11 protein-coding genes are annotated in these 11599 nt (G+C 51.9%); 7 read left to right on the top strand and 4 right to left on the bottom strand.

Features of this window, described 5'->3' with window-relative positions:
- The first annotated feature begins 55 nt into the window (after positions 1-55).
- The gene (locus DZK30_RS19745) at positions 56-1474 is read left to right on the top strand and encodes a T9SS type A sorting domain-containing protein (RefSeq protein WP_118975902.1); all 1419 of its coding nucleotides are present in this window, start codon (positions 56-58) and stop codon (positions 1472-1474) included.
- A gap of 255 nt (positions 1475-1729) precedes the next feature.
- On the opposite strand, the gene DZK30_RS19740 is transcribed toward DZK30_RS19745, so the two are convergent.
- From DZK30_RS19740 to DZK30_RS19730, 3 genes are all read right to left on the bottom strand, one after another.
- The gene (locus DZK30_RS19740) at positions 1730-2593 is read right to left on the bottom strand and encodes a helix-turn-helix domain-containing protein (protein WP_205529508.1); all 864 of its coding nucleotides are present in this window, start codon (positions 2591-2593) and stop codon (positions 1730-1732) included.
- Between the two features lie 125 nt (positions 2594-2718).
- Positions 2719-3462 (bottom strand): L,D-transpeptidase family protein, encoded by a 744-nt coding sequence (locus DZK30_RS19735; RefSeq protein WP_118975900.1) that lies wholly within the window; start codon positions 3460-3462, stop codon positions 2719-2721.
- 117 nt (positions 3463-3579) lie between these two features.
- Positions 3580-4311, bottom strand: coding sequence for a Bax inhibitor-1/YccA family protein (locus DZK30_RS19730; protein ID WP_118975899.1), 732 nt, complete (start codon positions 4309-4311; stop codon positions 3580-3582).
- A 267-nt stretch (positions 4312-4578) separates the two neighbouring features.
- Here DZK30_RS19730 and DZK30_RS19725 point away from each other — a divergent pair, with 267 nt between their 5' ends.
- The 3 genes from DZK30_RS19725 to rsmI all read left to right on the top strand — a co-directional run bounded on the left by DZK30_RS19725 (position 4579) and on the right by rsmI (position 6564).
- Complete coding sequence (locus tag DZK30_RS19725; RefSeq protein WP_118975898.1) at positions 4579-5376, top strand: CDP-alcohol phosphatidyltransferase family protein; 798 nt, start codon at positions 4579-4581, stop codon at positions 5374-5376.
- Between the two features lie 53 nt (positions 5377-5429).
- Positions 5430-5681 (top strand): phosphoribosylformylglycinamidine synthase subunit PurS, encoded by a 252-nt coding sequence (gene purS / locus DZK30_RS19720; protein WP_118975897.1) that lies wholly within the window; start codon positions 5430-5432, stop codon positions 5679-5681.
- Between the two features lie 172 nt (positions 5682-5853).
- Positions 5854-6564, top strand: coding sequence for a 16S rRNA (cytidine(1402)-2'-O)-methyltransferase (gene rsmI / locus DZK30_RS19715; protein WP_118975896.1), 711 nt, complete (start codon positions 5854-5856; stop codon positions 6562-6564).
- Positions 6565-6727: 163 nt separating this feature from the next.
- Here rsmI and DZK30_RS19710 read toward each other — a convergent pair whose 3' ends face one another.
- Positions 6728-8335: a tetratricopeptide repeat protein gene (locus tag DZK30_RS19710; RefSeq protein ID WP_118975895.1), complete on the bottom strand. Its 1608-nt coding sequence runs from the start codon at positions 8333-8335 to the stop codon at positions 6728-6730.
- On the opposite strand from DZK30_RS19710, the gene DZK30_RS19705 reads away from it, so the two are divergent.
- From DZK30_RS19705 to DZK30_RS19695, 3 genes are all read left to right on the top strand, one after another.
- Complete coding sequence (locus tag DZK30_RS19705) at positions 8326-8721, top strand: VanZ family protein (RefSeq protein WP_118975894.1); 396 nt, start codon at positions 8326-8328, stop codon at positions 8719-8721. The genes DZK30_RS19710 and DZK30_RS19705 overlap by 10 nt on opposite strands.
- 127 nt (positions 8722-8848) lie before the next feature.
- Positions 8849-10519 (top strand): coiled-coil domain-containing protein, encoded by a 1671-nt coding sequence (locus DZK30_RS19700; protein WP_118975893.1) that lies wholly within the window; start codon positions 8849-8851, stop codon positions 10517-10519.
- Positions 10520-10529: 10 nt separating this feature from the next.
- The gene (locus DZK30_RS19695; protein ID WP_162903264.1) at positions 10530-11582 is read left to right on the top strand and encodes a lytic transglycosylase domain-containing protein; all 1053 of its coding nucleotides are present in this window, start codon (positions 10530-10532) and stop codon (positions 11580-11582) included.
- Positions 11583-11599: the final 17 nt, after the last annotated feature.

The following is an 11599-nucleotide window of genomic DNA, read 5'->3' as shown; positions in this document are numbered from 1 at the left end:
TGGAAACGACCTGGCAAATACCTATATTGCATGAAACCAAACCATTTTTTTTCTTATGAAAAAAATATTTCTACTAAGTAGCATGGTGCTCGCCGGCACCACATTTGCCCAAACTACCTACGAAACAGGGCTAAACGCGCAATCACCACTGGACGGACAGGATGCCGCTATCTTTAGCCTGAATCCCAACACCAATTACGGCAACTACACAGACATTGCGATGTCGGCCTGGACCTACAACGGCGTGCCCGGCACACTGAGATCCCTCATCCGCTTCCCGGCGCTGGCCATACTGGCATCGGGCCACTCACGCCGCCAGATCGTAAACTCGGTGCTCACCTTCCAGCCTATTAAAATTTTATCGGCAACCCTGTCCATGAACGCCTTTAACAGCGGCAGCACCAATTGGGGCAGCAACTATTTCCCCGGCACACCATTGCCCAATCCCAATCCCTGCTATATCAAAAGGGTACGCTCGGGTAAGGGAAATGCCGCGAACAACTGGAGAGAAGATGTGGTGACCTGGAACAGCGCACAGGCAATGACTTTCGAAACCGCACCGAACTGGGCTACCATACCGGTGACCTCCAGCAGGTACGATGGTAACTTTGCCGTCGACGTTACGGCAATGGTGCAAAGAATCATTGACGAGTTGGTAGGCACCACCAATATCAATACCAGTATGGGTACCGTTGCATTGCTGCCTGCAGACCCTTTGGCCAATAATGGCTTCCTGCTGCAGCTACAGGATGAAACCTACTACCGGTCGCAATTCTACGGATCAAGCGATGGCGCGGCCACCTACAATACACCCCGCCTGACCATTACTTACCAGAACAATGAATTCTCCTGCGATGCCGGCTTCGCCTACTGGCACAATAACCCGGCCGATCCCTATACCGTCCAGTTTGCGCCGCTTGCCGGGCCCATGATCCTGGTGCCTGCCGGCCTGTATGAATGGTATATCGACAAGCCGCTCACTACCACAGCGCCGCCCGATGCTACTACCTGGTATCATTTCCACACCTTTACCCCCGGCACCCATACCGCCTGGCTGAAAAGGTATAGCTCACCGGGTGTAGAATGCTCCCGGTCAGGATTGATCACCATTAATATGAATGCCGATGGCAGCTGGACGCAGACACCGGAAAAACCCGGTCCCGGCGCTACTCCGGAGTATGACATCAACAATCCCGATAAGCCGCTTCAGGCTTTGGAAAATGCCGGAACATTTACGGCTAGCCCCAATCCGACCAAGTCAGACTGGAACATAAGCCTGCATGTATCCCAGGCCGTCACTGCCGAGGTATCCCTGTATGATATAGCAGGCCGGAAAGTATTTGGTGAATCGAAGCCATTTGTAAGCGGAACCAACCAATTCGTTACGCCGGCCAAGGAACTGCCCGCAGGTATCTACTTTATGGAGCTTAAAGGCGCTAACTTAAATATGAGACAGAAACTTGTTAAAAATTAAGCTTAACGGCAATTAATGATAATGGCGGGGAGATGATCCCCGCCATTATCATTTGCCTCAGCGAATGCGCTTACCAATCCGGATCGTTGCGCATGCTGCGCAACAGGCTACACGACTGCTCCAAGGCGCGACGGGCTAAGTAAAACACAAGGTTGCGTCATTTCAGGTAGCACTATTGCGACTTTGCGCCTTTATGGCGAACAAATAGCGCATTTGTGATATCCGCTTAAGTAAAAATAACAATGAAAAAATAGATTAGCGCAGCAGCTCGCAGGGCTTCATGCCCGCGATCTTTTTGAAGGAGGTGCTGAAATGGGAGGCGCTGCCAAAGCCCATTTTAAAGGCCACTTCGTTGATGGAACAGTTACCTTCCAGCAGCAATTCCTTGGCGCGCTCGATGCGCTGGAATTGTTGGTACTCGTGGATTGTTTTTCCAAACATGGCTTTAAAGCCCTTTTTCAGGTAACATTCGTTCATAGCCACTTCACGCGACAGCTCGCGGATCGTCATCGGGTGATCGAGATGCTCCATGATGAGACGCTGCGTTTCCAGCACCTTGTCCCGTTCGCTGTTGTTGGACAGGAAGCTGCAGGCGGGTAGCTTATTGGCTTCATCGGGCACCAGGAATGCTTCCAGCGCAAAGCGGAGCAGGCCGATGGCCATTTCCTGGCGACGCAGGGACTGAATGAAATCCAGGTTATCCTTATCCCTGATCAAAGCCTCCAGGGCATCACGGCCCTGGCTGTTGAGCGTAAAGGCCTGCTCGGTACAACGGTCAAAACGGAACGGTTGCTTACCGCAAACAAGTCCTTCGGGCCATTGCTCAAAAAAAGCCGGCTGAAAGACCAACTGTGCCACACGGTACGACTCATTGGCCTTACCATTACACTCGGGCAGAAAAGAAAGCTGAAGGTAGTAATTGCCGTCTGCTACGGGATAAAAATGCATATAAGCCATTTCTTCGGGCTCATCCTGCGCGGGACAAAGCAGCACATCGGCATAGTGCAACTGGATACCTGCGCTGATGGTGACACTGCTCACATCGGCCGTCACCGTCTCATCGCCCAGGAAACGTTGCAGGAACTCCGCCTTGGGGCGGATAATACCTTCTGTCGTCATGCACTTACTTTGCTTCATCGCGCACAAAGATAATTCAAAAAAATTTCCGGCCCTTTGATATTGGCTATAAGCCCATTTCCTGACAAAGGTCAAGGCAAAGCGACCAGGCTGGGGTAGGAGTAGGATTACCGCTTGACATAAACGCGCGTGCCGGGCCAAACAAATTGATAAAAGTCTTCTATATCTTCCGGCTTCATCGCGATGCAGCCGTCGGTCCAGCCCATACCCCAGTCGATCATCTTCACACCGCTCTTAAATACGCCATGGATACCTACCGAGCCGCCGATCTGGGATCCCGAAGGGATAAGGCCTTGCTGCCGGCGCCGGTTGAACCGAGCATAAGAGGTGTCGTTGGGATAATCGATCAGGATAAACTTCTGCCAGTTGCTATGCTCTTTTTTGCTCACGATCCGGAACCAGCCTTCGGGTGTACAACGGTCGCCTTCGCGCATTTTATCCTTAAGACGGTCGGGGCCGAATACCGCCCGGTACTGGCGTATCCGCTTCCTGCGATAGATGAGCGCGACCAGGTAATTGGTCTTATCCACATAAACCATCATGGAGTCATGTATCAGGGTATCTATATTGATCTTTTTGCGCTCCCCAAGCCCCGGAAAGGGGGGGATGATCACCGTTTCCGTCACTTTCAGACTACCATCGTAATACTGGATCGTGCGCTGGATGTTACCGTACTTATCCTTTTTCTCGCTCAGCACTTTTATATCCTTGACCTCTTTTTCGGGCGCCGGCTTAGCAGCCGGCGATGCGCCTGCTTTGGCGGGTCCTTGTTGCAATACCTGGGCAGGAGCAGGAAAAGCAGGCAATAAAAACAGGGCGAATACTACAGCAGGAAAACGGAGCAATTTCATTGGGGCACTACTATTTTTAAACAGGGGAATCGAACGAAGATAAAAATTTCCTATCAAAACAGGAATAGCAAAGGTGTACCATAAGTACACCTTTACTCCATTTTTCTGATAATCAGATCAATTTCTCCGGCCACCGAAGAGGCGCAGCAGAAAGATGAACAGGTTGACAAAGTCGAGGTACAGGGCTAAGGCACCGAGAATGGCGCCTTTTTTACGGTCTTCCTCATTAGCCAGCAGCGCATACGCTTTAATCTTTTGCGTATCGTAGGCGATCAATCCTACAAACACCGCCACACCTACATAGGAAATGATCCAGTAAAGCGACTCGCTGCGTAGGAAGAAATTGACCAGGGAAGCCAGCACAATACCGATAAGCCCCATAAGCATGATGCGGCCGAAGCTGGTAAGGTCCTGCTTGGTAAAATAGCCGACTGCCGACATGATACCGAAAGTACCGGCCGTGATACCAAATACCGTTACAAGCGAGCCCGTGGTATACCGCAACAGCAGGGCTGAAAAAGTAATGCCGGTAAGGATGGCGTAGCCGATGAAGATCGCTGTCGCTGTCGAAGAGGACATATGCTGCACCCTGATGGCCAGGAAGCCGACAAGGAAAAGCTGGGCCAGGATAAGCACGATAAACAACGGCGTGCCGTAAAACAGGTTAATGGCGGCTTCCGATGAAGCTACCAGCATAGCGACCACGGCCGTGAGGCTGAGGCCAAGGAACATCCAGCCGTATACTTTGGACATATAGCTGGCGATATAACGTTCGTTGATGGAAGCGGGATTATGTTGCTTATGTTGAATATTGTCGTAAGCGCTCCCTGAAAACTGATTAGGATCCATATTGTCTTAAAAAAATTTGTTGCTCTCAAAGTTACGCTATTCCGGCGACTTTACATATATCGCCGGCAAAGCCATCGGGCCAAATAACAAGTCTATAGGAAAAAAAAGAGCAGGGTAATTTATCTTGCAAACGTCCCGGTCCGTGCAGGTTTCCCGGCCGTGCTACAGGTCTGTAAATAAAAAACTATTTTCGTGGGCCTTTTTAAATAATTTATCTTTGCCCGCCCGCAGGTATTAACGGCAGGCACCGAATACAGCTCAATATCAATGAAACATTTACCCAATATATGTACGCTGGCCAATCTTTTCTTTGGTTGCATCGCCATTGCCTTTATTCTCAACGCCCCCGCCTTCCTTACCACTATTAATGAGGAGGAGTACCGGCCGGTGCTGGGACTGGAGCAGATGTACTGGGGTAGCTTTTTTATAGCGCTGGCCGCGCTCATGGATGTGTTCGATGGCCTCGCTGCCCGGTCGTTGGGCGCCAATTCGCTTATTGGCCGCGATCTCGACTCCCTGGCCGATCTGGTATCTTTTGGTGTAGCGCCTTCCATGATCGTGTTCAAGCTCCTTTGGCTTGCCTATATGGCCGAACCGGGTGCTATGGATGCACCACTACTGGCTACCACGCCCGCCTTCCTGCTCGCTTGCTTCGGCGCGTTGCGGCTGGCGCGTTTCAACCAGACCAGCACGCAGCAACGCGATCATTTTTCAGGCATGCCTATACCGGCCGCTGGTATTATAGTCGCTTCCCTGCCATTGCTGAGCTGGTACCACAATCCCGTTTTCAACTTTGATGCCCTGCTGCAGAACAAGTGGTTCCTGTACCTGCTTATTGCCGTTCTTTGCTTCTTTATGGTGAGCAAGATCAAATTCCTTAAATGGAAAGCGCCAGGTAAGGGTGCTTCGGCCTGGTGGCCCCAGATCATTATGCTGCTGGTGCTGGTGGCCGGCATACCGTTCCTGAAATTTGCTGTCATCCCGTTGGTCTTTGTGCTGTATATCCTGTTCTCTGTGATCTACCGCTATCCCGAAGCCAGTCCACTTACCGAGGCCCGGAAATAACCAGACAAAAGCGCTCAGTCATATATTATCATTATTTATACAATACGCATCCAATGAAATTCACTGCACACATCGACGTTATGCCATTGAAAGAGCTGCTGGACCCCCAGGGCAAAGCTGTAACCGAAAGCCTGCACAATCTGGGCCTCGCCAGCATAAACCAGGTAAGGGTAGGCAAGCACATTACCCTGTCGCTGGAAGCTGCCAGCCAGGACGAAGCCCGCAATAAAACGGAAGAAGCCTGCAAAAAGCTCCTGGCCAACCAGGTAATGGAATCCTATACTTTCGAGATTACCGAAGGATAAGCTTTTTTGGAACGTTTTTTTATCAAACAGAAAAAGCTATCCCCAAAGATGGCCATTTTTGTACTATTGAGCGAACTCGAAATACAATAAATTACGTCTCAAGCCTGTTTACATTTTGAACCGCTCAATGTGACAGGCTTGCGCTTTTTTGAGCCAGCTTCTTTACACTACTATGAAGCTCTACCTTGTTCCCACGCCTATCGGCAACCTGGCCGACATTACGCTGCGCGCGCTGGATACGTTGAAGCAGGTCGATGCCATCCTGTGTGAAGACACCCGCACCAGCGGCGTGCTGCTGAAGCATTACCAGATACAGAAGCCACTATATGCCTATCATCAGCATAATGAGCACAGGGTGCTGGAGCAAATGATAGAGCAGATCCGTAGCGGCAAAACACTGGCGCTGCTTACCGATGCCGGCACCCCTGGTATTTCGGACCCCGGCTTCCTGTTGTTGCGGGAATGCATACGCCAGGGTATCGCCGTGGAATGTCTGCCGGGCGCTACGGCTTTTGTGCCGGCCCTGGTGCAAAGCGGCCTGCCCGCTAACAGTTTCGTGTTTGAAGGATTCCTCCCGCTGAAAAAAGGACGCAAAACGAAGCTGGAGCAGCTGGCATTGGAAGAGCGCACGGTCATTCTTTACGAATCGCCGCACCGGCTGGCGAAATCGTTGGCAGAAATGGCCGTTTCCTTCGGCGCCGAACGGCAGGCTGCTGTATCCCGCGAGCTGACCAAGATGTTTGAGGAAACCCGCAGAGATAGCCTTCAGGGTCTTGCGCAGCATTATACACAGCATCCGCCCAAGGGCGAGATCGTGATCGTGATCGAAGGGAAGCAGCCGGAGAAAAAGAGAAGGCAGTACCCCGAAGAGGAGGAGGAATAAACGCTGCTCAAGCGCTAAGGCTTGTTGAATGTCCCGCTGATCAGGACGCTGTCGCCGGCGTCGAAATAATTTACAAACCAAGCCCGGGCCAATTCATAACGCAGCCTTCCATTGACATGGGCTTTATGGGATTGCACCGATCGAAGCATGCTTTGCTGTTAAGCTACTTATTCCCGCCCAGTCGGTCTATACCCGCCTTGGCCTTCTGGTCGAGCGAAGATTTGTAATCGTGGTTCTTCATGCCGATGCATTGACGGTAACAGGCGATCGCCTTATCGTTGAGGCCCTGCTGTTCGTAAATCTGACCCATTTCCAACGCCGAGCGCGCGGCAAAGTGCTCCTGTCGGTTGGCGCCCATCCTGATGGTCGCTTCGTAGAACGGGATGGCTTTGGCGGGCTGCTCCATCAATGTATAGATCCGGGCATAGCGGTAGTTGTACTCCAATTGGTCGGCCGTATTGGGAAAGTCGGATACCTTGGAGCCTTTCAGCTCATCGAGCGCCCTGCTGTAATAGCCGCCGTCGCTCAGCAGCCTTGCTTTCAGCAGGAAAGGATTGGGCAGCTGGAGATTGCCTGCATAGCGCTGCGCCTGCTTGTCGGCATCGACCTGGGCATTGCCGGCCTTCTGTATTTTGTTCTTGTACCCCATTGCCTGGGGGAGATCGCCCAGGGCCAGGTAGTAAAAGCTCATTTTCTGGTAAGCATCTTTAACAAAAAGCTTTCCCGTGTAGCGGTTCAGGAATTTCTGGAAATAACCGATGCAGTCATCGTCCATCTTTTGCAGCAAAGCCGTACCCAGTTGGTAGTTGAATATGGGCGCCTCGAGGTATTCACTGCCCGGGTTCCGGCCCTTGAGCACCTGTTCGGCCAGCTGCGCCTTATTGTCGTTCAGTGCGAAGTTGGCTTTCATGAAGACATAAAGATGGTTGTTGCGGAAGTCCAGCGTGCTTTCGTCCAGGTATTTCCATACGCTCTTATGGTCGGAAAGCAGGGAAAATTTGAGGTAGCAAAAAAAGAAGATGGCCTCCTCCCGCATTAAAGCCGCACTGCCGTCGCGGTGGTTCAGAAAATCCACGATCTGCGCAGTGCCTTTGCGCACATCTCCCTTCATGCCCAGCATGCTTGATATCCATTTATAGCTATCCGGGATAGTGCCTACGATGGCCTCCTCCAGGCCCAGCAATACCTGGTTGTTGCGAAAAGAGGGGAATTGCTTCCGGTTATCCTTTAGCTCAATAAAAGATTTGCGGAACGCCATGCCGGCGCTCCAGTACTCATTGTAGCGGATGCGCACGGCGGCCCACTGAAAGTGCAGGGCGCCGATACAATATTGGTACCAGGGCGATTGCTCGTCGCCCTGCTCCAGCAGCTCCAGCCTTTTATCCAGGTTACCTTTGCGCCGGCTATACTCGCCGGCGTCGCCATTGAACAGGAGCGTGAGGCAGTCGTCGTAATTGGCCAGGAATACGGGGATCAGGTTGTCGGGATGCTCTTTCAGTTCCTCTTTCAACAGGGCATTGCCTTCCGCTATGCGCAAGGATACCAATGCCTGGTAGGCCTGCTGACAACGGTCGTTGAAGTCGTAAACATATTTGCCCCCGGCGAAAGCACCGGCGACCGGCAGCAGGATGAGCACCAGGCTAAGGACAACCGGACGAAACGTTCGATGCATAATGGCCGCAAAGATAGCCGAAAAAAAGCCACGGCCTTGCCCAAGAGGCAGAGACCGCTTCTTATCTTTGCCGCTGTCAAGCTCCTGCCATGAAAGCATTCTTCCGTTTTTTCGCTGCACATAAAAAAAGAACGGTTGTCATCGCCGTTTTGTGGACCATAATGATCCTGGTCGCCTGCCTGATACCGGGCAACGAGATCCCCGATGTCAAAGTTCCCCTGGCAGATAAGTGGGTCCATTTCGTGATCTTCGGCGGCTTTGCCTTCCTCTGGATGTGCGTGTACCGGAAGCCCAATGCCCGGAAAGGTGTCTTTATGGCCCTGCTTACTGCCGCTTTTGGGTATGCAGTGGAATGGCTCCAGGGCAGCGGCATCACCCGTGGACGGTCATACGACCTTTATGATATGCTGGCCGACAGCATCGGCGGAATAATAGGCCTGGCGGCCTTTTTCCTGCTTCGGCGTATTGCTGTAACCACTACGTAAAAAGACTGATTTTTGCCTCTGGGCAAGGGTGCTCATGAGCAGATAGGCTAAATTTGTAGGGCACTATACGCCCCGCCTGATGACAAACTACCCTGCATGCCGGCTTTTTTTTCTCCTGCTTTTGTGCATGAGCCGCCCGGTCTCAGCTCAGAATATCGTGGGCTATAAGATCCTGATCGGCGCCGATGCGCCAGCCTTCATCGCCTTTCCTTCGGAGGTAGACAATGCCCGTTGGGACAACAATGAAATGAGCGATTATTTCAAGTTCAGCACCCGCAACGAGAATACGATGCAGATCTCCTACAACGGGAAGGAAAACCCACCGGCAACCGGTACCGGCTTTTCCGTGATCCAGGGTAAAAACACGCACATCTTTACATTAATCTTTAAGAAAGACTACGACATCAACAAGGATCCGGTACTGTATTACGACTTTTCCGACAAAGCAAGGCTGAAAGCCGCAGCAGAGCAATCCCGCAGCCAATCTGCCGGCCGGCAGCAGGGCGAAAATGAAGCCACAGCCATAGCTTCAGCCGGAGACGCCGACCTGGCCAAAGCAAAAGCGGCACGGGAACAGGAGGAGGCGCAACAGAGAAAGGAAAGAACCTTGGCTCAGCAGCAAAAGAAGAAGGATATCGAGGCGCAGCAAAAGGCGGAGACAGACCAGGAAAAACAAAAAGTAAAAGCCAGGGAGCAGGAGATCGCCAGGGCCAAAGCAGAAGCAGGACGGGTAGCGGCTGAACAGGAGAAGGCTAAAGCGAAAGCGGAAACTATAGCCAGGGAAAACGCCGCAGCAGAAAAGAAAAAGACGGCAGAAACCTTGCGGCAAAATCAGCTGAAGGAAGAGGAGGACCGGCGTATTGCGGCCGAAATGGCAAAACAGCGGGAGCTGGAGCGGCAGGAGCAGGATAGAGCCAAAGCCGAGCGCGACAGGGTAGCCCGGGAAGAAACGGAGCGGAAGCGGATCGCTGCCCGCGAAGAGCAAGAACGTAAAGCACAGGAACAGGCTACGAAAGCAGAAGCAGCGCGCCTGCAAAAAGCGGAAACGGCCTGCCAGGAAGCAGAAGTCAGGCAAAAAGCAAAAGAGGAGGCAGAAGCCCGCCTGGCAATCCTGCAAAAAGAGAAAGAGGAAGCAAAGAAGAATGCACGATATACCCTGGCCGGACTCTGGGAACGCTATGGAAAAAAAGGGATCAACCTGTACGATATTCCACCCGAGCAAAACCAGTTTAACAATACCGATTTCTATATCGCCGGCGATACCCTGCGTCTTTCGGTGCAAAGTGAACGCTTTATGAAGGAGCCGGCCCGACTGGATATTGCAGCGGAACCCATCAATGGTGTGCGGGTAGCGCTTAAAAGTATCTCCTTCAGCGATGCTATGGCTTATTACCGCATCGAGATACAGAACCAGGGTACCGACGATTACCTGGTGGGCGCCAACAACCTGGCCTGGTACAACCCTGACCGTTCGCCCAAGGTCTTCCTGAAATGTAGCTACCTGACCTATATCGGTTTCTTCCCCCTGGTGAGGCCAGGCGAGACACGGGACTATATTTACGTTACCCGGGCTGCCAATATCAACGACGACGACAAGCTGGTCTTCACGCTTAAAGAGCGACGGCACGAAGCGTCCGGATTCGAGCTCTTTTTCGACGGGTCGGTATATCGTAAGGAGCTGGCGCGGATAGAAAAGCCCATTGGTGTATCGGCAGCGGGCGACGATGGCAAAAAAGAGCAAAAGAAAGAACGCAAAGAGCGCTCTAAAAAGGATAAAAGAAAGAAAGACACCAAATAAATTCCGGCCTATGCAAACCTTACGCAAAACAGCATTATTGCTACTGATAAGCCTGCTCTCGGTAACCGGGGCGCAGGCAGGTCCGCACGAAGTAATCTTCTGCGGGGAGCGGATACCCGTTGACAATAACTTCGTAGCGAGCCGGCTCATGAATGTGATCCGCAAGCAGGTTCCGGTGGTGAACCTGCCCAGACTGCGGCAACAGGCCAATGCCTGGTTCCCCGTATTTGAGCGCTATCTTGCCCGGCACGGGCTGCCTATGGACCTAAAGTATATTCCTGTAGTAGAAAGCGGCTTCGCCAATGCGACATCGCATGCAGGCGCTGCCGGCTACTGGCAGCTGATGCCTGAAACGGCCCGTGGGCTGGGTCTTAAGGTCGATGATATCGTGGACGAACGCAACGACATTGCCAAATCTACCGATGCCGCCTGCCGCCTGCTCAAAAGCTATTATACCTCAATAGGCGTATGGGCGCTAACGCTGGCGGGCTACAATTTCGGCATCGGCAATATTTCGAAAGCGATCAAGCAGCAAGGCAGCAATTATTTTTCCATGCAGCTCAATCCCGAAACTGCCGTTTACGTTTACAAGATCATTGCAGTAAAAGAGCTGTTTGAATATCCTGAGCTGTATATGAAAGATTTCGGCTATAACGTATTCAATGCCGATGCCCGGCCGGTAAATGCCCGCGGCGGCAGCGACAATGACGAGGAGTTCAAAACGATGTCGGTGAAGGTCATGAGCAAAACGGCGAAGACGCCCAAAGTCAAGCTATCTTATTACAGCGCTCACATAGAAAATGCCCGCAAATTCAGCGATGGCGACCTGGTCAAGATCGTTTTCGATGAAGATATCTATACTTCTTCCGGCCTTTCCAAAAAAGGCTATGGCTTCAAGGCCACCGGCTGGCTTATCGACGGCCGGGTATTTATAGACCTCAATATGGGCCATGAGCTTACGGTATTGGCCATGGACAACCAAAAGGGTATTCCCTTGTCTGAGATCAAGAGCAACAAGAAAACGGAGGTAATCCTTAAGCAGGAGGAACAGGCTGATAATTAACGTAATGCATTAAAGGG

This window comes from Taibaiella koreensis (assembly GCF_003545715.1).
Classification (GTDB): domain Bacteria; phylum Bacteroidota; class Bacteroidia; order Chitinophagales; family Chitinophagaceae; genus Taibaiella; species Taibaiella koreensis.
Note: the sequence above shows the minus strand (reverse complement) of the source record. Positions and strands in the feature narration are given on the sequence as shown.

Bases quoted from the DNA above. Each gene is read 5' to 3' on its own strand.
- purS (WP_118975897.1), top strand. From the start codon at position 5,430: ATGAAATTCACTGCACACATCGACGTTATGCCATTGAAAGAGCTGCTG.
- DZK30_RS19705 (WP_118975894.1), top strand. From the start codon at position 8,326: ATGAAAGCATTCTTCCGTTTTTTCGCTGCACATAAAAAAAGAACGGTT.
- DZK30_RS19745 (WP_118975902.1), top strand. From the start codon at position 56: ATGAAAAAAATATTTCTACTAAGTAGCATGGTGCTCGCCGGCACCACA.
- DZK30_RS19730 (WP_118975899.1), bottom strand. From the start codon at position 4,311: ATGGATCCTAATCAGTTTTCAGGGAGCGCTTACGACAATATTCAACAT.
- DZK30_RS19725 (WP_118975898.1), top strand. From the start codon at position 4,579: ATGAAACATTTACCCAATATATGTACGCTGGCCAATCTTTTCTTTGGT.
- DZK30_RS19740 (WP_205529508.1), bottom strand. From the start codon at position 2,593: ATGACGACAGAAGGTATTATCCGCCCCAAGGCGGAGTTCCTGCAACGT.
- DZK30_RS19735 (WP_118975900.1), bottom strand. From the start codon at position 3,462: ATGAAATTGCTCCGTTTTCCTGCTGTAGTATTCGCCCTGTTTTTATTG.
- DZK30_RS19700 (WP_118975893.1), top strand. From the start codon at position 8,849: ATGAGCCGCCCGGTCTCAGCTCAGAATATCGTGGGCTATAAGATCCTG.
- DZK30_RS19710 (WP_118975895.1), bottom strand. From the start codon at position 8,335: ATGCTTTCATGGCAGGAGCTTGACAGCGGCAAAGATAAGAAGCGGTCT.
- DZK30_RS19695 (WP_162903264.1), top strand. From the start codon at position 10,530: ATGCAAACCTTACGCAAAACAGCATTATTGCTACTGATAAGCCTGCTC.
- rsmI (WP_118975896.1), top strand. From the start codon at position 5,854: ATGAAGCTCTACCTTGTTCCCACGCCTATCGGCAACCTGGCCGACATT.